General features: G+C 36.0%; 26 protein-coding genes and 1 other annotated feature (1 of these 27 only partly in view). Of the genes, 6 read left to right on the top strand and 20 right to left on the bottom strand.

All coding sequences use genetic code 11. From position 1 onward, the window contains the following. Positions 1–40: a binding site (T-box leader), on the bottom strand (it extends 131 nt beyond the left edge of the window). 33 nt (positions 41–73) lie between these two features. The 7 genes from BZZ03_RS10375 to BZZ03_RS10345 all read right to left on the bottom strand — a co-directional run bounded on the left by BZZ03_RS10375 (position 74) and on the right by BZZ03_RS10345 (position 4,341). Continuing rightward, a complete protein-coding gene (locus BZZ03_RS10375; RefSeq protein ID WP_086583239.1) occupies positions 74–688 on the bottom strand; it encodes a FusB/FusC family EF-G-binding protein in 615 nt (204 codons plus the stop codon). Between the two features lie 124 nt (positions 689–812). Next, entirely contained in the window at positions 813–1,061 is a 249-nt protein-coding gene (locus tag BZZ03_RS10370; RefSeq protein WP_019335766.1) for a DUF1912 family protein, read from the bottom strand. Between the two features lie 2 nt (positions 1,062–1,063). Beyond that, entirely contained in the window at positions 1,064–1,411 is a 348-nt protein-coding gene (locus BZZ03_RS10365) for an MmcQ/YjbR family DNA-binding protein (RefSeq protein WP_086583238.1), read from the bottom strand. 1 nt (position 1,412) lies between these two features. Beyond that, complete coding sequence (locus BZZ03_RS10360; RefSeq protein ID WP_019293307.1) at positions 1,413–1,922, bottom strand: GNAT family N-acetyltransferase; 510 nt, start codon at positions 1,920–1,922, stop codon at positions 1,413–1,415. 34 nt (positions 1,923–1,956) lie between these two features. Continuing rightward, positions 1,957–3,462 (bottom strand): 23S rRNA (uracil(1939)-C(5))-methyltransferase RlmD, encoded by a 1,506-nt coding sequence (gene rlmD, locus BZZ03_RS10355; protein WP_086583237.1) that lies wholly within the window; start codon positions 3,460–3,462, stop codon positions 1,957–1,959. Between the two features lie 100 nt (positions 3,463–3,562). After that, positions 3,563–3,955, bottom strand: a complete 393-nt coding sequence (gene gloA2 / locus BZZ03_RS10350; RefSeq protein WP_086583236.1) for an SMU1112c/YaeR family gloxylase I-like metalloprotein — start codon at positions 3,953–3,955, stop codon at positions 3,563–3,565. 8 nt (positions 3,956–3,963) lie between these two features. Further along, on the bottom strand, positions 3,964–4,341 hold the full coding sequence (locus BZZ03_RS10345) for a winged helix-turn-helix transcriptional regulator (RefSeq protein WP_019335764.1): 378 nt from the start codon (positions 4,339–4,341) through the stop codon (positions 3,964–3,966). Positions 4,342–4,482: 141 nt separating this feature from the next. Between BZZ03_RS10345 and BZZ03_RS10340 the strand changes: the two genes are divergently transcribed. The 5 genes from BZZ03_RS10340 (at position 4,483) to BZZ03_RS10320 (ending at position 8,734) form a co-directional block, all read left to right on the top strand. Then, positions 4,483–5,301, top strand: a complete 819-nt coding sequence (locus BZZ03_RS10340; protein WP_086583235.1) for an aldo/keto reductase — start codon at positions 4,483–4,485, stop codon at positions 5,299–5,301. A 16-nt stretch (positions 5,302–5,317) separates the two neighbouring features. Beyond that, on the top strand, positions 5,318–6,499 hold the full coding sequence (locus BZZ03_RS10335; RefSeq protein ID WP_086583234.1) for an MFS transporter: 1,182 nt from the start codon (positions 5,318–5,320) through the stop codon (positions 6,497–6,499). A 123-nt stretch (positions 6,500–6,622) separates the two neighbouring features. Further along, on the top strand, positions 6,623–7,456 hold the full coding sequence (gene recX, locus BZZ03_RS10330; RefSeq protein ID WP_086583233.1) for a recombination regulator RecX: 834 nt from the start codon (positions 6,623–6,625) through the stop codon (positions 7,454–7,456). Between the two features lie 82 nt (positions 7,457–7,538). Then, a complete protein-coding gene (locus BZZ03_RS10325) occupies positions 7,539–8,387 on the top strand; it encodes a MurR/RpiR family transcriptional regulator (protein ID WP_019291952.1) in 849 nt (282 codons plus the stop codon). A 38-nt stretch (positions 8,388–8,425) separates the two neighbouring features. Continuing rightward, positions 8,426–8,734: a DUF960 domain-containing protein gene (locus BZZ03_RS10320; RefSeq protein WP_019291953.1), complete on the top strand. Its 309-nt coding sequence runs from the start codon at positions 8,426–8,428 to the stop codon at positions 8,732–8,734. Positions 8,735–8,767: 33 nt separating this feature from the next. Here BZZ03_RS10320 and BZZ03_RS10315 read toward each other — a convergent pair whose 3' ends face one another. The 11 genes from BZZ03_RS10315 to BZZ03_RS10265 form a co-directional block, all read right to left on the bottom strand. Continuing rightward, positions 8,768–9,535, bottom strand: coding sequence for a metallophosphoesterase (locus BZZ03_RS10315; protein WP_086583232.1), 768 nt, complete (start codon positions 9,533–9,535; stop codon positions 8,768–8,770). A 158-nt stretch (positions 9,536–9,693) separates the two neighbouring features. Then, positions 9,694–10,839 carry a tyrosine-type recombinase/integrase gene (locus BZZ03_RS10310; protein WP_086583231.1) on the bottom strand — a complete coding sequence of 382 codons (1,146 nt, stop codon included), beginning with the start codon at positions 10,837–10,839 and terminating at the stop codon, positions 9,694–9,696. A 44-nt stretch (positions 10,840–10,883) separates the two neighbouring features. Then, positions 10,884–11,105 carry a hypothetical protein gene (locus BZZ03_RS10305; protein WP_086583230.1) on the bottom strand — a complete coding sequence of 74 codons (222 nt, stop codon included), beginning with the start codon at positions 11,103–11,105 and terminating at the stop codon, positions 10,884–10,886. A 71-nt stretch (positions 11,106–11,176) separates the two neighbouring features. Next, complete coding sequence (locus tag BZZ03_RS10300) at positions 11,177–11,431, bottom strand: hypothetical protein (protein WP_086583229.1); 255 nt, start codon at positions 11,429–11,431, stop codon at positions 11,177–11,179. 121 nt (positions 11,432–11,552) lie between these two features. Further along, positions 11,553–12,065, bottom strand: coding sequence for an EF0163 family protein (locus tag BZZ03_RS10295; protein WP_086583228.1), 513 nt, complete (start codon positions 12,063–12,065; stop codon positions 11,553–11,555). Next, the gene (locus BZZ03_RS10290; protein WP_086583227.1) at positions 12,062–13,096 is read right to left on the bottom strand and encodes a phage tail tip lysozyme; all 1,035 of its coding nucleotides are present in this window, start codon (positions 13,094–13,096) and stop codon (positions 12,062–12,064) included. Before BZZ03_RS10290 ends, BZZ03_RS10295 begins: the two co-directional genes overlap by 4 nt. Before the next feature lie 3 nt (positions 13,097–13,099). Continuing rightward, entirely contained in the window at positions 13,100–14,938 is a 1,839-nt protein-coding gene (locus tag BZZ03_RS10285; protein ID WP_233128979.1) for a hypothetical protein, read from the bottom strand. Between the two features lie 11 nt (positions 14,939–14,949). Further along, positions 14,950–17,451, bottom strand: a complete 2,502-nt coding sequence (locus tag BZZ03_RS10280; RefSeq protein WP_086583226.1) for an ATP-binding protein — start codon at positions 17,449–17,451, stop codon at positions 14,950–14,952. A 20-nt stretch (positions 17,452–17,471) separates the two neighbouring features. Next, entirely contained in the window at positions 17,472–17,885 is a 414-nt protein-coding gene (locus BZZ03_RS10275; protein ID WP_198943952.1) for a conjugal transfer protein, read from the bottom strand. Positions 17,886–17,891: 6 nt separating this feature from the next. Then, positions 17,892–18,113 (bottom strand): TcpD family membrane protein, encoded by a 222-nt coding sequence (locus BZZ03_RS10270; RefSeq protein WP_086583224.1) that lies wholly within the window; start codon positions 18,111–18,113, stop codon positions 17,892–17,894. A gap of 16 nt (positions 18,114–18,129) precedes the next feature. Continuing rightward, positions 18,130–18,750 carry a hypothetical protein gene (locus BZZ03_RS10265; protein ID WP_086583223.1) on the bottom strand — a complete coding sequence of 207 codons (621 nt, stop codon included), beginning with the start codon at positions 18,748–18,750 and terminating at the stop codon, positions 18,130–18,132. A gap of 79 nt (positions 18,751–18,829) precedes the next feature. Here BZZ03_RS10265 and BZZ03_RS10260 point away from each other — a divergent pair, with 79 nt between their 5' ends. Beyond that, the gene (locus BZZ03_RS10260; RefSeq protein WP_086583222.1) at positions 18,830–19,642 is read left to right on the top strand and encodes a hypothetical protein; all 813 of its coding nucleotides are present in this window, start codon (positions 18,830–18,832) and stop codon (positions 19,640–19,642) included. Between the two features lie 230 nt (positions 19,643–19,872). On the opposite strand, the gene BZZ03_RS10250 is transcribed toward BZZ03_RS10260, so the two are convergent. Then, a complete protein-coding gene (locus BZZ03_RS10250) occupies positions 19,873–23,079 on the bottom strand; it encodes a SpaA isopeptide-forming pilin-related protein (protein ID WP_086583220.1) in 3,207 nt (1,068 codons plus the stop codon). A 187-nt stretch (positions 23,080–23,266) separates the two neighbouring features. Then, positions 23,267–24,159 (bottom strand): hypothetical protein (locus BZZ03_RS10245; RefSeq protein WP_086583219.1); only part of this gene is annotated, 893 nt, incomplete at its 5' end.

Below are 24,159 nucleotides of genomic sequence, written 5' to 3'. Positions count from 1 at the left end.
TCAAAGACTAGACTTGTTACTCCTCATTTAGTGTTTTTATTCTATCAGATTTGTCAGTTTTTTGCAAGGTCGCTCAGCGTTCTTTGATTATTTCTAAGAAATGCTCTAAACCTTCTATTTTTTGCATTTGTCGATTACAGTTCACACTATCAACACAGATATATGTTCCGTTCTTAGTATAGGTGCCATCAGAACCTCTTTTAGTGGTTGCTAAAAACTGTGTCACTTGGCTTGTTTTTTGACAAATCGCACAAATATTTTTTATACTTCCAGAAGTCGTCCCATAAAAACCTCGCCCATCACTCGTCACGATATATTTTCGCTGACTGGAAATTTCATTCCAAGCAAAATAGGTGAGTTCTTTCATGTCCCAAGATGCTTGCGCTGGAACTTTCAGCTTTTTGACCTTCTTAAAAATCTTTTTAATCTGACTTTCAGATGGTAAGGCAAAAGGTTCAACTAAATTCTTTAAATGGAGCAAATCTCGTTCTGCTTGCTCTTTAGTTGTTTTACTGTCAGCAATTCTCTCTAAAAAGTCCCCGACTTCTTTTGCTTTCGAGAGCTCTTCTATTTCAGCTACAGTTTGAGCATAAACTGCTTCTACCGTGGCTTTATCATTAACCGAATGGTAGACATTGATGAGGTCAAAGGTAAGGTATTTTATTCTGTTGTATTCATATGCTTTCATTTTTTCTCCTTAACTATCCGCTAAGTGAGAATATTGTTAACTTAGCGGTAAACTTACGCGAGAGCAGTTACTCGCACTTGTTTACCAACCATAGGATTTAATTTCATAAAACCCTCCTTATTATTTAAAAAGTTTTTGTACCTAAGTCTGGTACCTCATGGAAATCTTTACCTGCTTTATAGTTTTCAAATTTCCCTTGAATAAATTGATAGGCATCGAGACGACTTTCATAACGAATAGCTGCTTCTTTTGCTTCAATTTTTTTATCTTCATGCGCAATTTTTTCTGCGGCTTTCATTGCAATTTCTGAAAGTTGAACCTGTTGGTCCACCCACTCACTAAAATCTTTTAAAAATTTTTCTTTATATTCCATTTTTATTCTCTTTTTGGTTTGATTAAATGATAACTGTTCTCAATCATCTGTTTCGCTTGCTTCTCTGAAACGTCACCACCAAAATGAATATCATTCCAGTGCGTTTTATTCATGTGCCAAGCTGGTCGTATTGAGACAAAAGATTCACGCAGTTCCTCATTGACTGAAGGTAAACCTTTGACAGCCAAAACAAGCTCGCCTTCACGCTCCGAGATGTAGACAAAAGATTTTTTATTTTTTAGATGCTTCACTACAATCGTCGCTGGCCCTTTTTCCATCTTTGCAAAAGGTGTATCTGCAAAAGTTGGACCAAGCGCTAAGCAAAACTCTAGCCAGTTTTCTTTATCCATCTTATTCTCCTAAAAGGAGTTGATAAGCGAAGCGATCTCCTTCGTAGAAAACCATGCCGCGCTTTTCAAAGCCCTCACGTTCAAAGACTGCCTGCATCACTGCATTAGCTGGATGCGTATCCACGCGGAAATCATTATAACCGCGTGCCTGCATCAAAGTAAAGATATTTGAAAAAAGATATTTTGTCAGACCCAAACCACGATATTGGTCGGATAGTGCTAAACAATGGACAGTGACATAGTCCAAGCTATCATTCAACCACTTGCCATTATAAATTTTCGTATATTGTGTATCTTCTCCAGTAATAACCGCACAAAAACCTGCAACTTTCTCATCTACAATCAGAACGTAACCTACAGCTTTATGAAGAAAATTTTCAATATCACTTTGTGCGGGGTACTCTGCTTGCCATTGATCGCTGCCTGATTTGCCCAAAAATTCACGCGCCTGAGCAATAATCGGCATAATAGCTACGATATCTGCTGTGGTTGCCTTTCTTAAATAAATCATGTTTTTTCTCCCCGCTCAAACTAAACGCCCTATTTTATTTTCTTTTTCTACGTGGCTTGTCATATTGTTGCTTTGGTTTTTCCGCACGGAAAGGTGCTGCCAAAGGTTGGGCAAGTTTACGCATTTTCACTACCGCTTCAGTACGAGCTGTATGTGGGAACATGTCGACAGATTGGATATATTCGATGCTGTAAAATTGCGAAAGAATCACTAAGTCTTTTGCCAATGTTGAAACATTACAAGACACGTAAACCAGTTTTTCTGGTGTATAAGTGGTGATTGTTTCCAACAAAGCATCATCCAATCCTGTACGCGGTGGATCAACGATAAGGACTGTGGCTCTATGGCCTGACTTATACCAGTTAGGAATGATACGCTCCGCCTTACCTACTTCATAGTGACAGTTTTTAAAGCCAAGACGTTTTGCATTGATTTTAGCATCTGCGATAGATTCTGGCGTAATATCCATTCCGTGGACAGATTTTACTTTCTTGGCCACACCAAAACCGATTGTCCCAACGCCACAGTAGGCATCAATCACACGGTCATCTTTTTTCGGATTTAGCGCACGTACAGCTTCACCATAGAGCACATTAGCTTGTTCTGAATTGAGTTGATAAAAAGCACGTGGTGACAACTCAAAGTCATAATCCAAAACGCCTTCGGTAATCGTTTCTTTTTCCGCAAAAAGCATCTGTGTACGGTCACCATAAATTTCGCTGGTTTTCTTCGGATGGAAGTTGGCCGATACAGAAACAATCTCTTGGAACTCTTCCGTCAAGTCAGATAAAATATTATCCATCTTCACCAAGTCTTTGCGTTGACGTTTTGAGAGCTCTTCACGTGGGGCAGGCCAAACCTGTCCATCTAGACTAATGCGTGCAGATGTCACGAAAATAATTTGGACTTCACCTGTTTTTTGGCTGCGTCGCGCAACGATTGTGCGGATCCCCATGACTTTACGCTCATCATAAACAGGTAAATTGTATTTTTCAATCAAGCGACAAATACGATTAGCGATATTTTGAATGACTTCGTCTTGGACCAAGCAATTCTCTAAATTCACCAAATGGTGTGTGCCTTCTTTGTACAATCCAGCAATAACATCGCCATTGTTTAGACGGCGCACTTGGAATTGCAGCTTATTACGGTAACGTAAAGGATTTTCCATACCAAGTGTTGGCAGAAGTTCGTACTTCTTCCAACCTGTTGGACGGTATTTTTCAAGAGCTTGACGGAGCAAATCACGCTTAAACTCTAATTGTTGCGGATAAGCAAGATGCATGATGTGTGAGCCGCTCAGCTCATGGTAAACACGATCTTCAGGCTTAACACGGTATTTTGACTTTTTATTTATCTTGACAACTTTTGCGCGTGAAAAATTGCGGGCATTTTCTGTAATTTCTGCCAAAATTTCTTCTGTAGGCAGTGCATAAGGCACAAATACCAAGCGCCCATGATAAGAGGCGATTCCTTCGCCATTGATACCCATACGCTCGATATTGAGTGGGATTTTTTGTCCAATTTTCAGATTAATCATATCCCAATTTTAACATAATTTCCCTATAATTGGACCACTAAAATCCAAGGTTTCCCCTATTTGTACAGAAAAATCCCAGTACCTTCACTGGAATTTTTTTCTATTCATGTAATTCTATTGGCAATTCATCAGGATCATAGAAGAAAACCATCTTTTTATTGGTAATCTCATCCACGCGCAGTTCTTCAACTTTAATTCCTTGATCCGATAAATAAGCCATGTCTGCTTCAATATTATCGGTCTGTATTGCCAAATGACGTAAACCTTTCGCCTCTGGATAGGAGACACGCTCAGGGGCATCAATTTTAATGAAGAGCTCTATTTCAGTACTGTCATTCATTTGAAGATCGATTTTCACATCCCCTTTATCCGGACGATGGCTTTCTCTGATTACTGGAAATCCCAGAATATCTACATAAAAGTGTCGTGATTTTTCATAATCACTCCCTATAATAGCGATATGATGTATGCTCTTAAAATTTGGTGTATACATGTTTCCCTCTATCTTATCTTCTCAGCCGTAAGTTCATCTTCTTCCAAGATGCAGACTTCTTCTCCTTGAGCTTTGAGATTACGGACGTGATCTTCCCCCCAAGAACAAAGATTATCTAAAATGTTATTCAAGCTTTCACCATATGGGCTAAGCGAATATTCAACTTTTGGCGGCACTTGATTGTAAACGGTGCGGACAATGATATTATCCAGCTCTAATTCACGTAATTGTTGTGTAAGCATTTTTTGACTGATCCCTGGAATACTTCGTTTAAGTTCCCCTGGACGGCGTGGTTGGTGTCTGAGATTACACAAAATGATAGATTTCCATTTTCCACCAATGACGTCCATTGTGGCTTCTACACCTATGTTATAAGTTTTTTCCAAAAAAAATTTCCTTTCTAAATCCTTTATTTCAAACAAAACTTACTTTTTTGTATGTATATGACAAAAAAGTAGGTACTATTCAACAAGTTATTTTTATTATATACTATTTTTTGTCAAAAGAAAACCTAAGGAGAAAAGACAATGAAACTTAACAATACAACACATATCCCCGAATTAGGATTAGGCGTTTTCCAAATCTCAAATGAGGAAACTGCTGCAGTCGTAAAAAACGGAATCATCAACGGTTATCGTTTGATCGATACCGCCCAAATTTATGGTAACGAAGAAGGCACAGGACAGGGGATCAAGGCTGGCCTTGAAGACACAAATCTTACACGCGAAGACCTCTTCATCACATCAAAACTATGGGGCAGCAACCTTTCTTATGAGGAAACCATTCAAAGCTTTGAAACAAGTTTAGAAAAATTAGGTCTGGATTACCTTGATCTTTATCTCATTCACTGGCCAGGTACTGATTATGGGTTTGAAGCTTCTTGGAAAGCTATGGAAGACCTCTACAAAGACGGTCGTATCAAAGCTATCGGTGTAAGTAACTTCCAAAAACATCACTTAGAGCGTCTCTTTACCTATGCACAAGTTATCCCTGCAGTAAATCAAATCGAGCTTCACCCTAAACTTGCTCAAAAAGAACTGCGTCACTTTTTAGAAGCACACGATATTAAAGTACAAGCTTGGTCCCCATTGATGCAAGGACAACTGTTAGACAATGAAACAATTAAAACAATTGCTCAGAAGCACAATAAATCAACAGCACAAGTTATCCTTCGTTGGCATTTAGAGCAAGGTATTTTGGTTAACGTGAAATCTGTCAAAACAGAACGTATGCTTGCCAACCGTGATATCTTTGATTTCTCTCTGGATCAAGATGATATGGAACTCCTCAACAATCTTGATGAAAATCTGCGCGTGGGACCAAATCCAGAAACATTTAATTTTTAAAAAATAGGAAACCTTCATGAAAAAAATTTCACCAAGCCTAACCTTATTGGCTTTAGCCATTAATGCCTTTGCCATAGGTTCAACAGAATTCATCAGTGTTGGTCTTATGCCGATGATTGTGAACACTTTTAATATCAATTTATCTCAAGCAGGACTTACCGTCTCTTTATATGCCTTAGGTGTGACTATTGGAGCACCTCTTCTTACGATTGTTACAGACACATGGAATCGGCGCTCATTAATGTTAGCTATTATGCTACTCTTTATCAGCGGTAATCTCTTATCTGCTTTTGCTCCAACTTTCCTCCTGCTCTTAGTTGGACGTATTTTAGCAGCGTTAGCACATGGTATCTTTATGTCGGTGTCAACACTTATTGCTGCAAATGTAGTTCGTCCTGAAAAACGTGCTTCTGCTATTGCTTTGATGTTTACAGGACTTACTGTAGCAACTGTTATCGGCGTGCCTTTGGGAACTTTTATCGGACAACATTCTACATGGCATATGTCCTTTATCTTCATTGCCGCAATTGGATTGATTGGATTATTAGCGAGCATCTTTTTAATTCCGACAAACCTCCCTATACCAGGCAAAGTAAATTTAAGTGGTTTTGCGAGAATTTTCCGCAATAAATACATTATGACTTCTTTCTTTATTACTGCTTTTGGTTACGGTGGTACCTTTGCTGCTTATACTTATTTAGCTCCTTTATTAGAAGATACCTTTAATTTCAGCTCAAGTACTGTTGTTGTCGTTCTGGTCGCTTACGGTATAACGGTAGCAATCGGTAATACTATCGGTGGACATTACTCAAATAAAAATATTTTACCTGTATTACTCAAAATGTTTGGTGCTTTAACTGCAAGTTTGCTTATCCTTTTTATAGCAGCACTATTGGCTTCTCAGTGGCTTGGATTACTTGCAACGCTTTTGCTGGGTTTATTTGCCTTCATGAACGTGCCTGGTTTACAACTCTATGTTGTCCAACTGGCTGAAAAATTCACTCCCCAAGACATCACTCTTGTTTCAGCTTTTAATATTTCAGCTTTCAACATTGGTATTACACTGGGTTCATTTGCCGGTGGCGAGGTAGCGAAGATAAGTAGCGTTATCTATACACCACTTGCAGGGATTGTTATTGTCCTCCTTGCTATGCTTCTCATTATTGGGGCTCAAAAACAAAAAGTTGCTATCAAATAAATCGCTCCAAGATAAAAAACAAAGACAACTTTAGAAAAAGCTACTAGTTCATTCGCTAGTGCTTTTTTCTTAGATCCAAAAAATCTATTTCCCCTTCATCCGGTACTCTGTTATAATAAAGTTATGATAAAAATCAAGGAAATCACAAAACTCAAAAAGCTTTATAAAGTTATACTAACAGAGCCTTTTTCATATAAGGACTGGGAGGAAGCTAAAGATAAAATTTACGTCTGTGAGGATACAGTTGTAAAATATATGCTGACGAGGGATAAAGCCTTTTCTACAGCGGAACTGGAGCAGCTGTTAGCTTTTGATAATTTTGCACAAGGTAAATCTTTAGCACTTTACTTTATCTCCTACAAGGCTCGGACATCATCAGAAGTCAAAAAGTACCTCTATGAACACAATATCCAACCAATTCAAATCGAAGCGATCATTGACAACCTTACTAAAAATGGTCTCCTCAACGACCGAGCTTATATCGAAAGTTATATCCAGGGAAAAGTACGCACAGCAAGTGCTGGTCCTTATCAGATCAAACAGAAACTCCACCTAAAGGGGCTAGATTTACAACTTATTGATGAGGGTATAGCACAAGTTTTCAATGAAGAAAAACAAATTGACGTGGCTGTCGCTCTTGCGGAAAAGATAGTCCGTCAAAAAGCAAGTCGTCACACTCGACAACAACTAAAACAAAAAATCACACAAGGACTCACTGCTAAGGGTTTTTCCTATGCCATTAGCGCTATAGCTCTTGAAAGTCTAGAACTTGAAGTGGATGAAGAAAATGAGTTAGAGCTCCTTTACACTGAACTCGACAAAAGTGCCCGTAAATACAGTAGAAAATACGAAGGCTATGAGCTTAAGAAACGCATCACCCAAGCCTTAGCCCGTAAAGGTTTCGACTTTAGTGATATTTCTAGCGCAATACGAGACTATGATTTTGAAGAGGAATAAATCAACTTTCTCTTTAAAAGCATTTCCCATTTTCCACCTCAAAATTGTGTTATGATATAATAAAAGCAAGACTGGAAAGCATATGACACAATCTCTCATCACACGTATCAACTCTTATTACGATAATCTCAGTAAATCTGATCAAGCCATTTCAAATTACTTGATTGAAAATATGGACACGGCTGCCCGCTTATCCATTCAAGAATTCGCAAAGAATACTAAAGTATCTACTGCAACCATTTCGCGTTTTGCCAAAAAAATCGGTTTTGATTCATTTCAAGATTTAAAGTTAGCTATCCACAGCACCGAAAAATTTAAATCCGACAACTTTTTCAGCGAACTATCGCCAGAAGATAGCTATAAAGATATTCTTGCCAAGAATTTTACAAGTAATATTTCTTCTCTCAATGCAACATTGCAGCTGATAGAGAGCGAAACTTTGGATAAGGTTATGAATATCCTCCTATCCGCCAAAACATGTGGTTTTTTTGGTCTGGGTGGCTCTAATGCCGTTGCTTTAATTGCTTACCATAAATTTTTGCGTATGCCACTGCAAACGGTATATCATCAGGATTTTCATTATCAACAAATGTTGGCTTCTAAACTGACCGAAAAAGACTGTGCTTTTGTTATTTCACATACTGGTAAAAACAAAGATACACTGAAAATCGTTGATATTTTGAAGAGCAATCACGTTCCTGTGATTGCCATTACGTCATTTGCCAACTCAGCCTTGGTGAAAAAAAGCGACTTGGCACTTATTTCAATCGCTGAAGAAATATCTTTTCGACCTGAAGCTGTCGCTTCAACCGTTTCTCAAATTAGTCTTCTCGATGCCATCTTTTTGATGTACGGGATGAAAGCTCAGGATTCAATCGAAGATACTTTGGAAAACATTCGAGAAGTGATCAGCCAAACCCGTTTAAATTAAACTAGAAAGTTAATGATAAATGATAAAGGAGGACCAAAATGGCATTTACTGAAACAAAAGGACGCTATGCAAGCTATGGAACTGTCTCTAGTATTCCTGGTGAAATCATTGACAGTTTTTGGTTCATCATTGACAATCAGCTAAAAGGCGTTATCCCGCTTGAGCCCCTTATCAATTTTGAATTACTCAACCAAAAAGGACTGCTTTCTGTGAAATTTTCACAGCCGCACAATCCTTTAACCATTACGGTTGATTTCCAATACCCTTTTAATAATTCTTGGCCTCGGCATTTCCATGCTGTTGATAATAATGGTAAAGAAACCATTATCTCTTCACAAGAACGTTAAACAAAAGTCTCCAGATAAAATTCTGGAGACTTTTTAAATTTCATAATAGACGATTTCTGGAGGAACACCAAATCTGATTGGTAAAAAGGTTAAGCCAATACCGGCATTGACAAAAAGTTTTGTATATTTCCCTAATATGTATAGACCAGAATCATACACCTTTGAGCCATCATTACGTAAGCGCAAATTACCAAGACGAATTTGCCCACCATGGCTATGTCCTGCAACGACTAAATCATATTTTTCAGGAAATTCTACTTGTAAAATCGTATCCGGCTCATGAATCATTAAAATAGAAAACTTTCCTTGCTCAGGGACCATACTAAAATTTGGTTGTCCTTCACGTAAATCATCAAGTCCGGTTAATGATACTGTTCCTGACATGAGTGATTGGTTGGTAAGTACAGTAAAACCTGCTTCCTTTAGAAAAGTTCTTATATAGTTCGCATCCCCTTCATGAGAAAAATCATGATTACCCAAAATCGCAAATTTTCCTAATGGTGCTTCAAGTTTTGCTAAAATTTCTTTTACCTTATCAACATCATGCGCTTGCGCCCAATCGACTTTATCAAATAAGTCGCCTGTGAACAAGATCAAGTCAGGTTGTGTTTTATCTATGTGTTTTGAAAATTTAAAAAAGCGGCGTGGATGTGTGTGCCAATTAAAATGTGTATCGGTAAAGTGTGCAACTTTCAACCCGGCTGTGTTTGAAATTTTCACTTGTCGCACACGCATCAAATGCGGTTCAACGAAAATACCATAAGCCAAAAGGCAGAAAAGTAAAATTATAATCCATGTCATTGCTTTATTTTACCACATTCATATTTTTTATTCTGCTCAATTATCCTCAATACCTGTCAATAGCCCTTTATTAAGCTATCCTCTATTTTTATATTCTTTCAATAATAGTCAATTAAAATCAATTATTGTCAATTCCTTGGTTAGTTTTTGGTTAGTTTTTAAACTGTTAACCCTTTTATTTTTTTCTCCATTGATTTTTGTATTTCAGTTGTTGTGTGACTATAAACTTGCAGAATCATTTTTTCATTAGAATGTCCTACACGATCCATGATAGCCTTTAAAGGAATATTCATTTCCATTAACAATGAAATATGCGAGTGTCTAAGCATATGCAATGTATATTTTCTCTCATCTGTTTCTCCCCCCAAACAAGATGTACAAATTTCTTTAAAATAATGGGACAACGTAGACATGTTGAATATTCGTCCATATTCATTTACAAATACAAACTCTAAGTCTTTTTTATTATTAGAAAAGTAATTTAAAATTTCTATACATCTATCACTTAAATATATTGTACGATAAGATTGAATCGTTTTTGGAGAAGTTATTTTTCTATCTCCCGTGCAGGCACTATGAACATCCAATGTGTGATTAACAGTCAATCTACTAGTATCTGTGTCTATATCCTCCCATCTTAAAGCTAAAGCTTCACCAATTCTAAGACCTGTCAAAAATAAAAATTCATACAAATATGTTTTTCTTAGATGTCTTTTATTCTTAAAAGAGAATTCCAAAATTGTTTTCATTTCCTCTTTGTTCAAAAATTTATTTTGCTTCCTTTGAACTTCTGAAAGTGTCTTACTAATTCTTGGAAGAACAACCCTATCTACTGGATTTTCATTAATATAACCAATAGTAGTGGCATAACGAAAGAACAAATTAAAATGTGCTTTCCTTAATGTACGAGTAACTGGAGATAGATTAGATTTAAGCAAAAAATCTTGTATGTCCTTAGCTTTAATCTCTATAATTTTTAAGTCACCATAAGCTGCTAAAAACTTACTAAACGCCTTCTTTTCAACATGAGAAGATGAATCCTTTAACTCAATATCTCTTACTAATCGCCAATCTTGAAATATCTCATTTATTGTACTAAGTTCTTGATTGCTTTCTTCAGCTAACTCCTTACTCTTTTGTAAATTCTTCTCAATCTTTTGAGATAACCTGTTCCTCGCTTCTGATTGAGATACCCTACTCTTTGAATTCATTGTGACAGTTACTTGTTTCCATTTATTCTGCTCAACATCAAAGTACTTTTCAAAATATCTATACTTACCGTTTTCTAATAGTTTCCAAAACATATTTTCTCCTTAGGAAACCAAACAAAGAAATGTGTGTAATAACATTATAACATCTTCTTACGTTTTGATTCTTTTTCTTCTAAAAATTGACAATAACCAAGAAATTCAATACGAAGTATCTTCTTTGAATATTCATGGATATATTCACTAAACTTTGCACTTTTTTTCATTTCATCTATGTGTCTTGTTATCGTACTGTCTGACACTTTTAAAAACTCCCCAAGTTCTTCCTTTGTTCTTAAATCTTTGTACCACTCTCTCTCCATAAATTAAATTTCCTTTCCTATAAAAAAAGAAGGACAAGATTTCTCTCGCCCTTAATATTCACCGATTTAAATTATTGTGGATATTGTCTTTGTAATTCCAAAAGCTCTGGAACATTCCATTCAAACCATTCTGTATAATCCCGACCATCTTTAGGGATCAAGTTTCCAAATTCATCATAAGCTTCATCAAACCCATAAGGTGGTTTGTTTTTAGGACGGGCATAACAGCCTAGCCAACTACCTGACCCTTCCCAATAACTATCCAACGCAAAACCTTTAGTTTTCAAATCTAAAATAGCTAAGCGGCGCATTTCATTTACTTCCATGTTTTCTCCTTTAAAACAAAAAAGACTTGTTCCAAAACAAGTCTTTACTTCTTAATTTTTATTTATGTAAAACGAACCTCATGATTCATCTCTTATTCTATTTGTACTCAAAATATTCTCCTCAATTCATTAATGGAAAATCAACACTAGAAATTAAATACTGATTACTTCCTTGCTCAACATTTATTTTTAATACCTGTGGTGTCACTTGATTACCATTTAAATCATAAGAAACCATAACTAAGTACTCCCCTTCTTCTCCCTCATAAATATCTGAAGCAGTGACAGACGATTCCATTTTTATTTCTTTAGCAACTTTAACTAAATGCAACTTCTTCTGCACCTCTGAAGTACAAAAAGCTTTAGTCAATTCATTACGCTTGTTTTCCGAAGAATAATTGTAATAACTATCAATAAAATCTTGCACAACTTCTTTTGCCTTCAAAGGTTCAAATTTCATTTCTGAACTTTCAGAAGTTTCAGTTGTCTTTACAATTTCTTTCTTGGTAGAAGTGTTCGTTACTTGTGATGATGAAACTTCTATTTTATTTGGTTTGACAATTTGATTATTGCCACAAGCTGAAAGTAATAGTAATGAAGAAACTCCAAATATTAATAAATTTACTTTTTTCACTTCTTATCTCCTTGTGGTGGTATTGCAATACTTGTAATACTGCCATCCCACGTGCGATTCATTTTTTGAACTATTTGAACTCCCCCTACATTTTGTTCATAAGTTGTAAAGCTATTTCCTTTTACTGTGCTAATTACACCAGTATGCCCGTATGGATTCTCACTTGCTGAACCTGCAACTGGTCCAAAGCCCCAATTGACAACTGCTCCTGCCACAAGGTCACTCGCTTTTGGCTTCATAATGACTTTCCAACCATGAGAGGTAAAGGCACTAAAGTTGTCTGAACCAATATTAAAAGCACATAACCCCTGAAGATGAAAACCGCTGATACTATTCACATAGTAATCTGATAAAGCATAACATTGTCCTGAACCTACTTTTTTCCCTAATACTTCATTAAGAAGTTTGATAGCCCCACCTGATGAACCTGAACCGTTAAAATAGGCATACCATTGATTCGCTAACTGAGAAATCAGCTCCAAATTAGTTTGCCCATCTGATAAACTCACTCCTTCATAGTAAAGCGACCAATCTTTGGCTGCCTGTACAGGGTCTTTAGACTTACGAAGAAGTGTTTTTACTTTTGAAAAAGAACCATTTAATTCTTTATCCATAAGCGTTAACTCATTATCAAGTGTTAGAGTAGTTAAATCCATTCCTTTAATTGAACCTTCAGAGTGAATACGGTCACCATTAATAAAACTCCCCCATCCAGACCATTGAAAAAGCCCTGCAACACCTCCTGCAGGATTAATGGCTTGTGGGTCAAACATACTCTCACGTTGAGCTACTGCAAGTGCCCCTGAAGCTCCCTCAGAAGTGAATTTGTGTTCTTTCATCAAGTGTTGATAAGTTTTTGTCGCAACTTGAAGGGCTTGCCCTGTTACTGGAGGAGTGCCATTTCCTGAAATATCGGGAACACCCTCTTTACTTCCAATACTTAACATTGAACCAAAGAGTACTAAGACTAGTCCAAAGAAAAGAAAAACAGGAGTGAGAACTCCTGCAATTATTAAGCCTATTTTCTTCATACTTTATACTCTCACTTCTTGTAAATCCTGAACCGCTTCTTCCCAACTGATTAAATCACTTTGATCCATTGATTCTTCAATAATCGATTCTTCTTCAGTCGCAAACGATTTCTCAATATCAGGATTATCTTGCAAATCTTGAACATCAACTTGTTCCGATATTTCTTCATTTTCAAGTGTTTGACTTTCTTCAGAAATTAAGTTTTCTGTATTTTCAAGTTCTGTACTGTTGTCCTCTGCATTTAAAATATGTTCTTCAGGCGGAACTTCAATATTTTGAGTTTCTTCTGAAGCATTTTGCTCTTGAAGTTGAGTTTCATTTGGAACTTGGCTATCATTTGGACTCTGTTCTTCCATCTGTTTCTCAGGCTCTTGTATATCTTCAGAAGGCTGTTGCTTCATTTCTTGAAAACGATTATATCCCTTCGTCATGTTAGGGGCAACCAAAGAAGCACCATCAGCGATAAGAGCTGGATTTTCTGTCGCTACACCAGTTGCTATTTTAGCACCACCCTCAGCATTCTTTTTGAAACCACGTTTAAACTGCTCCCATTCCATCTTCATATGAGAAAGTTCCGCATTTCCTGAAGCCATATTTGTTCCTGCAACTTTTTGAGAAATACCTGAACGATTTTTCCATAAAATCATCATGAACACTATTTTCAAGATAAAAACAACTGGGAAAAATATAAGAAATTCTATACTGCTTAACCCTGATACTGCAGCTTCTAAATTCGTTTGTGGTTTACCAATAATCAGACTTAATACGCCATAATCAATCTGTATCATTAAAAAGAATAACATTCCAAGCATAACACTTAAAATTGATGGCGCAACTAATAAACCAAGCGTTGTTTTTATTGTCGTAAAGAAAGCATTTCTAAACCATGGAACAAAGCTCAATAGAGCGCTCAAAGGTATGATTATGACAAAAACACAGACCAAGAGTGAAAGAGCTGATATAGTTGAATTGACTGCGATAATTGGAACAGCGTATATCCATAAATTCATACCACCCATAAAACCTGCAGCAACTTGAAAACCTAATTGTTTACCTGTATTTTTAAGATACGGATTACCTTTACGACCATCAATCAAGCCATCTGCAGCTAATTTATCTACATAAGCTTGACCTTTCTTACCATCTACTTCTTTCTCACCACTAGCAGCTTCATAAGAAAAAGTTTCTCCAGTTTCAGAATTAATAATCCCTGCAGGATTACCTGTATTGATAAAATTTGCGGTAGGTTTAACCACATAATTTTCAATAAAATCTCCCGATTCTTCGGTATTAGAAAAACCCGTCATTCCATTATTAATTTCTTTTTTGGCTGTATCTGCGATATTGGTTACTGTATCAAAGAGGATTTGACCGCCCATAGCCGTTTTACTATTTCCTGCTGGTGTCGTTACAGTAAAATTTCCAAAAAAGAAAAACATAGTCGCGACAACTGCCATCAAATGAATGAAAGCACGCATGAAATTTCCTTTACCATTGGTATATTGGTAAAACAAGTAAAAACCAGTAATAGCAAGTAACATCCCCGCCCCTGAAGCCTGTGCAATTGTACCATTTGAACCACCAATAAACCCTAAAAAGATAGCCTTAGCATGAGTCATCATAGTTGCTTGAACAGATTTCAAAGTGCCTGAAATATTAAGAAGATTTGTCAAAAAACTAACCATTACTGCTTGTATTTTAAAAATTTGAAATGGCATTCCTATAAGAATACTTGATATGAAATTCCAAAATAAAGGCACTGGTTCTGCAATCTTACCCCCAACAGTTTCTCGGTAAATTTCATATTTCATTATACCTTTATATAGAATACTAAAATCCATATATTTACCTCCTAACGTTTTTGGTATTGTTTTTCTAACTGAGACTGTTCTGAATCATTCTTAGGCGCAAATAATTCTAACCACGCTTCAGGGATTTCAATTGAAATGCGGTTGATGTTGCCAAAGACATCTAAATACACACATTGTCCTTGATTCATATTCCGAATCCATTGAATATTCGTTTCATTGACTTCTAATTTCAAGGTACGTAAAATTTGTTCTTCCTCTCCATCCTCATAGAAACAAAAACGTTCACCTGCACCTGTGGTATCGTTTGAATCCTTCACGTCATTGACGGATTGAGAAATAAGAACAAGCTTATTATTCTGAGAACGTCCGACACGCTTCATGGACTTGATGATACGTTTTCCTTCTTTAGAAGTCATAATCACCCAAACCTCATCCATAAATTCAACCGTTTCTTCTTGGTCGTTCATTGAACCAAATCGTTTACAGAATGTGCCTAAAGCCATCATCAAAGCAACAGAATTACGTTCTTCTTCTGAAAGTTCATCATCTGAATCTGATTCAGGAAGTTCTAAATCCGCTATTTCTAAAATAGTTGCGTGTTCTTCAAATGAAATTCCCTCAACTTCTCCATAAGAAAATGCCAAAGATAAAATAGAACCTTCAACTGCTTCAAAAAGATACTCCCCTGCAGCTTGTACAGTTTCTTTTTTTGAATCTCTCAAAATATCAATCACGTGCATAAAACCGACTGATTCACCTTCAATTTTACGTTTCACAATTGCTTTTACAGCTTTAGAAATAGCTGTTGTTTCTTCTTTTTTCCATGTCCCCTCTCCCAAATACTTAAGCATGGTTTTCGCCACTGTCAAGGCATCTTCTGGATTTAAAAAGACAATAGGGTCAAGTACACCTACATTTTCTGTTTTCTGATAATCAAGTGTTACAAAGTTAATTCTATCAATCACCGCTGCCAGTTCGGGATTTTTCTTCCGCCATACTGGGTCTTGCGATACACTGAGCCATTGCGCCCTAATATTGTGTTTGGGGTCAATATAAAGTGATTTGATTTTAGAATGTACATTTTGTAAGAACTTATATTGAGCAAGTATTGTCTTACCTGAACCTGTCATACCTGTAACTGTCGTTAAAAGATTTTTAGTCACCTTCCCTGCAATTCCCTCTTTATTGGCAAGCATAGGATTATAGAGGACAATATTTCTCGAAGCATGAATAGCTTGGTTTAAATCTTCCCACTTGTGGTAGTTCGTATCTACTCGCCCTAAAGGAAAGCCTGAATCTGAACCGCTCTTTGTTGTGGTAAATGGCAAGTGTTGTGAAAAACCTGCAGAATCTGAAGAGTGATACCAAAAGCGTGTTGTACGGTCTAACTTTGCGCCATAGAGTAACGATTGAAAAAGATAGGCTTGATCCATACGTGCACGTTCCAATTCAAATTTACCTTCAAATGCACCGATTGCTGTTTTTACACGGCTTCTCAATTGTTCACGACTTGAAGCTGCAATAAATAAAAAAGCGCCATATTCAATAATAGGCTCTTTTGCTTGAACTTTTTTTGCCATATCGTTTAAACCTTTACGCCCAATAATAATACGGTCATGCATAACATTTCCTGTATTTGCAGTTTCACGCATAATTGTTTTTGAACGGACTAAGCTTTGGCTCATTTTGGACTTATAGCCAAATGAACTTTTCATATCAGGAAAATGACACTTCTTCTTAAGACCAATTGGAAAGTTGAAACTTTGAACAATTTCATCAATATGATTGTTAGTCAATATTCCAGTAGACTTTCCAATTGGTAAAATTGAAAGGTAACTTGTACCATAAGGACTTACAAACTGTAACTCTCCCATATTATTGGCATAAATCATAGTATCTGTAATATTGTTGATACTTCTTGATTCCAGTACATCTTTAAACAAATGTGGGATATAAGGTAAAAATTGAAGCTTTTGGTAATAATACATTTGTTCATCAGACAAAGGTACAGGTTTTAACGCTGATAGTGTTTGTCTGAGTTCCATTTCTGCATGGTACCAATTTTCAGACCAATCCTCTCCCACTTGAACGTATCGTCCTAAAGCATTCATCAAAGCTGTTGTTTGTTTTGTGATTGCATTTTTAATAAGCTCTTTGAAAGACATATCTTTCATTTCTTTTGAGAGATAGACCCCTAGTAACCAAACATATTTATAAGGAATCTCCATCTCTTTTTTATAACGTTCCGTTACTTCTTTAAGATAAACTTCTCCTGATTTTTTATTTTCAGATACGAATGTTTCCGCAAGGTCTGACATTTTTTCTTCCAAAAGAAAATCACGTGATACTAAAGAAAGTTCAAAATAGGCATTCGGTAATAATTTTTTTATTGCTTTTTCTATTGTTTCTTTTGTTTCTCTTTTTTTCTTAAAATTGATTGGAGAAGAAGAAAAATAAGGGATAGTATAAAAAGCCATCACTTCTCTTTCTTTGGTTAAGACTAAATTCTCCTTATAGCGTTCTATTGGGTAACTAAGTTTCATATTCCTCTTTCTAGCTTTCTCTAAAGCATTACTTTTTCAAATACAATTTTTTCTTGCACTTCTTCCCTCCGTTCCTCACCATAAATACAACGTTTATCAAAACCGAAGTTTTTTATAAAACGAAATGTACCATAAATAAAATAGTGCATTTTTTTACCATCAGGCTCTTTTTCAACATAAGCTTTTCCTATAAACCAAGGAGCTATCGTACAAAGTGAAACTGGCACAAATGGCACGTATCTTAAGATAGGCAGTAGCGGATGAATGAGAAGAAAAATTGCGACTGCACTTAAACCCATGACCCCTAAAAATGGAACAGATAAGGGCGTTTGAAAAGTCCAGTAAACCTTCCCTCGTAACCTGATTTCTTGTATCCAGTAGGGTGTTTCTAAGCCAATCGCATAATCATAATGTAATTTCTCTTGTTTTTCCATAGGCAATCACGCTATATGAATTCCAAACACTTTTAGAATGGCAGTAATGACACTCCACATCATCGCAAATATGTCTTTACCTGTGAATAATGCCCACATAATACCACCAATAGCAAGAACTGAAACAATTTCCATCCATGCTGCATTCTTCCAATGCTTGAATATCATCCCCCCTGCAATAATAGCGAGCAACACTATAAAGCCATGTTTAATATCTTCAATACTCATATTTTAATCTCACTTCCTATTTTTTATTTTTAGACGGCTGCACTTTAGCTTTAGGCGCTGAAGTCTTTTTATCTGTTCTCTTTGAGGATGATTCCGACTTTTTCTGACCTTCTTCTAAGATTTTTACACGACCTGTCAATTTTTCGCTCTGATCCATAAGAACTTTTTGATTCTCACTCAAAGTTTGAGTCGTTTCATTCACTTTTTTTGTTAACTCTGTCACCTGAATATTTGCATTATAAGCTGAATAGCCTAATCCAATAAACAGAGCAATAACAAACAGAGCAACGAGACGATAAATGCGTAGCGCTGTTCCTTCTTTTACTATTTTAGTCTTAGGAATTTTAGGCTCTTTTGGCTGCTTTTCATATTTCTTCAAATTTGAAAGACCTGATTTGAAAAAACCTTGTTTTTGCGATTCCCCATTTTTAGTTGCCTGAGGTGTTGGATTTTTTGAAACAGCTTCGACAGGTTCTAAAACTCCGCCTGCTTCATCAAATGCAATAAGTAAATTGTCTACTTCATCAGATGTTAGCTCCGAAGCTATGCTTTTGGCTCCAATACCCTTATTTTGGGCAAAAGAAAGAAGTGTTTTTTTATCCACCCCCAAGTCATCTGCTAGTTTATAAATTTTCAAATTTTACCCCCACTTTATTTATGCCACCACCCCACCACTTCACTGCTTTTCACAGTCAATATTTTGTTACAATATGTTTATGAATAATAAACGTAAAAAGGATATCCGTCCTTGGATATCCATCGGTCTTTCAATTATTGGTATTTGTATTTCTATTTCCATTTCCTTAATTGGAACAACTTTTACTAGTAATCACCAACCACTTGATTATAAACTCTCTTTGAGTCAAAGTAATTCTGAAAAGATTAATGGCTACACACTTGCTCCCACTATAGATATTTCACTTGATAGGAATAACTCAGGTTTAGAAAAAGAAATATTTTTAGCTGACTTTGATAGTAAAAGCAATGTTATTATTACACCTACTTCAACTTCTAAAATCAATACTGAAGCACTTCTTAACAAAATTAGCCCTAAAAATAAGGAAATTGCTAGAAATGCAACGGATTTGCAAGACTATATTTTAAAATTAGCCAAACAATCTTCAAAATATCTCAATTCAGATTATTCTATTACCCATCAAGAAGCTTCAATACAAAAACATTACTCATTCCCTCATCAAGAAAAATCTGTAACAATTAGTTTTTTTGATGGTAATATTGCACTCTATCGCCAACAGATAATTTCTCCTAAGTTCATCATTTTAAAAGGAACTGATAATAGCTATCAAATCCTTACTTTCTTTTATATTCTAAACAAAAATACAGGAGCAGAAAACGACGTTCAGCTCTCATTTAATGGGCTAGAACTATTCTCTGACACGTATTGGAATGATAAATTAGAAAATAATAATTTGACTACATCTGAAAAAGAAAAGTTAGAAAGTTTAAAAAATGATACTCAACATAAATATGATGAGGTTTTAAAGTTTCTTAACTCACATACTTTTTAATCAAAAAAATATGAAGCTACCAACAATACTAACCCTGCCCCTAAAGCTAATAAAACACATATACCAACTACATTGTCCATATTTAACCTGAAAAATGTATTTATAACTATAATATATGTTGCTATAACCATTACTACTAAGCTAAAAATACAAATTCGCTCACAAATTTTTTGATTCATTTTTCACCACTATCCCACCACTGCACCGCTTTTTACGGTTAATATTTATTATTATTTTTTATCTTTATTAAAAAAAGCTTTAATTTTGTCACGACGAGCAATAGCTAATGCTACAAGAATTGCACCAATACCTACTAAGCTCCAAATAGTCTTTTCTTCTCCAGTATGTGGAAGAATACTTTTTGGAGTATTCAGTGTTGAAGTTTTTGGAACTACAACACTGAATGTTTCTTTTTCATCATCTTTATCATGGTGAGAAATGATTGGTGTGCCTTTTGGAGTTTTACCATGCCATGCGTCCTCATAAAATGTAATTTTATGTCCTGCATACTTCTTCGCATCAACTTTGACTGGTACATCTACAGTACCTTTCGTATCTGTAGCTTTAAAGGTTAAGCTGCCGTCAACATCAATAACTTTTTTCAAGTCATGATCATACGCTTGTGAAATCTTAACAGTGTAAGTATCACCTTTAACTAGTCCTTCATAGAAGAATTTATCTGTAACTGTTGTTGTAGTTGTTGAAATTTCTTTACTTTGTACTTCTGTATGACCGTCTGCCTTATCAACTTTTACAGATTGAGAAGGATTATCTTTATAGTTGTTTTCTTCTACAACTACAGTACCTTCCTTATCTTTTGCGACTTCTTTTACTGTGTAGACTTTATTTTGGTCTTTCACAGTATTAACCGTTGGGAAATCAAGTTGAACTGAAGCTTTTCCTTTATCATCTGACTTAAACTCCTTAGAAGCAGTGATAGCTTTTCCCTTATCATCTTTTACTTCTTTACCAGAGTCTTTATAAACTACCGTACCTGTTAAGGTAAGGTCTTTAGAAGCAGGTAAATGTTCCATTTCTGCTTTGTCTGTAACTTGTGCTTGACCAACACCTAATGTTTTATCACCGTCTGCTTTATCAGTTGCAGTTGTAGTAATTTTTGGCTGCTCTTTTTGTTTATCTGTAAAGATACCGAGATTGAGTTTGAACATCAAGTTATTATCAACCAGTGATGAAGCTTCAACTGTAACTTTATCAATTTGCTGTCCTGTTACAGTATCTGTAAAAGTAGCTGTATAAGATACAGGTGAACCGTCTTTATCCAATTTATCCGTAATAGAAATCGCAATAGGATTAATTGGTTTCAAGCCATTTGGTGTTTTAATCTCAGTCAAGAGGTAATCACCAATTGCAATTCCGTCTTTACTTGGATTTCCTGCAAGTGCATTAGCTTTTCCATCAAAGACAACTAAACCATTTTTTGTATAACCGTTAGAGTCTGTACCAGTACCTGATACAGCTTTAATTGGATTACCTTTTGTTCCTGATTGCTGTTTGAGTTCAAATTCTGCTCCATTAAGACCTGGAAGAGAACCGTTAACGTCTTGTGCTTTTTCAAACATGAGATTAAAGACATTTACTTTATCTGCTGCTTTGTCTTTATCCATGAAATCATTAGTCGCAACATCTACTTCACTCTTATCATCAAAGACGACTGGAATTTTCTTAGATGATTGTGAATATCCTGATGAAGTACGCAGTTCTTTCCAATAGAAGGATTGACCATTTTCTTTAAGTGGAAGGTTTTGCACTCCAACTTTATTTGAACTATCAATCGTCAATTCTACTTTCTTATTGTCTGCTTTTGTACCAAAAAGCGGAGTAATTGGAAGATTTTCAGTAGAACCTGCGGTCTTATCTGTTAAGCCCTCAGACCATTCAACCGCTTTTCCGTCCGAATGGAACAAGCCATAAGTAACACCTTTAAGCGTTGCTTCACCTTGTGTTTTAGAAGAATTTGTATCAGAATCGACTTTTGTTAATGTTGTTGCACCTGTTGGAATATCTTGTGTTGCAACATCATCTTGATAGTTGTTTGTTGTACCGTCAAACTTAGAGTTTTCATCAAATGAAACTTGAATTTTAGTAGCATTCAAAGCAAAACCTGCAGGGGCTTTTGTTTCTTGGAAATAATAACCTTTAGTGTAATCAAGGTTTTTAACCCCTAATTTACCGTCGGTACCCATTTTAAGAACAACATTTGTATCATTCGTCTTTGTACCTGCAAGAGGTGTGATAGGATAACCTTTTTGACCGTCAGCCCATTTTACAGCTTTACCATCTTTATTAAAGAGTGTAAACTCAGCACCTGCCATAGCTTTATTTGAAAAAGCATTATTTGTAGAAGTCTTTTGAAGTGTCACTTCACCTAAACCAATAGTTTTGACTTCAAGTTGTCCTTTTAATAAAGCTGGGTCAGTTGTGGCATAAAGTGTTTGTCCTACATTTCCATCAGGATTAATTGTGCCATAAATATAACTTGGTTGAAAATCAACATTGGTGTAATTACGAACTTTAACCGTACCATCTTTACCAATAGCTGATGGTGTAGCAGAAACTACTAATGAGTTTCCATCACGTTTAGCACTCAAGCCCTCAGAAGCTTGGATTTTATCAAAAGGTAAACCGTAACCTCCTGCACCACCTGCAAGAACCCCTGCCTTATCTGTCACAGTTGCACTTGATCCAGCAAGTACTGTTAATGGATTTGGGTTAAAATCAGGTTTTTTTGAACTTGCGACAGCTTGTTTAAGAATAACTGTTGCATGTTGGATAACTTGTGAAATATCTGCACCAGTGGATTCTAAGCCTGTAATTCTATGACCGCCAACAACATTATTCAGTTTTGATATATCAACTTCTGAAACTTTAGGAAGCAATCCTGAAACTTCATTTTGCCCCGCTTCAACTAACCACAAAGCAAATTGTGTCGCAAGGTTGATATTTTTGTCTGCTTCCGCATTATTAATTTCACCAATATAAGTGATATTATTAATGAGGTTTCGTTGGTACTCTGTCATTGCCTTCCATTGTTTCTGAGCCGCTTCATCTTGACCCGCTTTAGTCGCATAAGCACCATTGAAAACATCTACAAAAGGTTCTAAACAGAAAGTTGTCGCACCGTTAACTTCCATAAAATTTGCGGAAGCTTCGTGCCCATTATCAAACTTCACTGTGCCTGTACCCGAAAACTTATAGTTGACTGGCCCATTATCAGGTAGAGTAATTGAACGTGCAGGGCTTGAAAATGGCTTAATATTAATAACATCTGCTTTTACAAGTCCTGCGACTGTCCCCCCTACGGTTAGTAGTAACATGGCTGAAGTAATAAAGTGTTTACCTGATTTGCGTAATCGGAAACGGGTTTGTTTTTCTTCTGTAAATGCTTCTTGTAATTTTTTCTTTTTGAATTTAGACATAAATGCCTCCTATTTTTATTTTTTTATTCTGCGCAAAATAAAAAAGCCTGTCTTGGCTCAGGCTTTCTTTAAACTATTATTTTTACTACTACACCACACCTCCTAGCTCCAAACCTTTTTATGCCTTATTTGAGGGCAAAATAGAAAAACGATAGTTTCACAGGAAACTACCGCTTTATTTTTTATATTAATAAGCACCTGATGAATAATCTCCATCAAAATCAGCATTTGCATTCATCCAAATTGCTGCCGCACGACCTGCTTCTGCCAAAGTAGCAAAGCCACCTTGCGACCAAACAATAACCCCATTTCTTCTCACCCAACCAGTAAATGTTTCCGCAGGAGGAGGAGTTACAGTACCATTATTGCCACCTGTATTACTATTACCCTCTGAATTCCCTCCTCCTGTTGAAGGAGTTGCTGTATTACCACCACCTGTACTAGGTGTAGCAGGGGTTGAAGTGTTTCCGCCACCTGCAGGAGCTTGTGGGGTAGGTTGATAAGCATTCACATTATCATTTGAAATTACACCAGCATTTACGGGTATAGAATCCGTCACAGCTGAGTTTTCAGCTTGTCGCTGATTCACTTCTGAAGCATTACCTTTTGTTGTCTTGTTAGAATTATCTGCTTCCTTTGAAACATTAGCAGCCTTCTTAGCTTCTTCTGCTTGTTTAGCCTTATCCGCTTGTGACTTTGAAGCTGCAATATCTTTTGTTAATTTTGCTTTTAAAGTCTTGCTATAATCAGAAGTCAATTTTGATACAGCAGTTTGTGCTTTTTTCAATTTATCTGCATTTGTAGCATTTTTTTGATAATCTGCGACTGCTTTTTTAGCTTCAGTTTCAAGTTTTACACGATTTTTAATACCGTCTAATTCTTTCGTCAATTGTTGAGCTGCTTTATCATCTTTTACAAGAGAAATAGCTTTTTTCGCAAGTTCTAAATTATTAGCACTAGGATTTTTTTGTGCTTCAGCAAGACTTGCTTTAGCTTTTATCAATAATTCTTTATCTGCTTGTTTTGCATTTTCAATCGCTTGTTTTTTCTCTTTCTCCTGTTGGACTTGTTTAGCCTTTT

It is taken from the genome of Lactococcus petauri (genome assembly GCF_002154895.1).
Classification (GTDB): Bacteria; Bacillota; Bacilli; order Lactobacillales; family Streptococcaceae; genus Lactococcus; species Lactococcus petauri.
The sequence above is the reverse complement of the archived record's forward strand: the minus strand, read 5'-3'. Positions and strand labels throughout refer to the sequence as shown.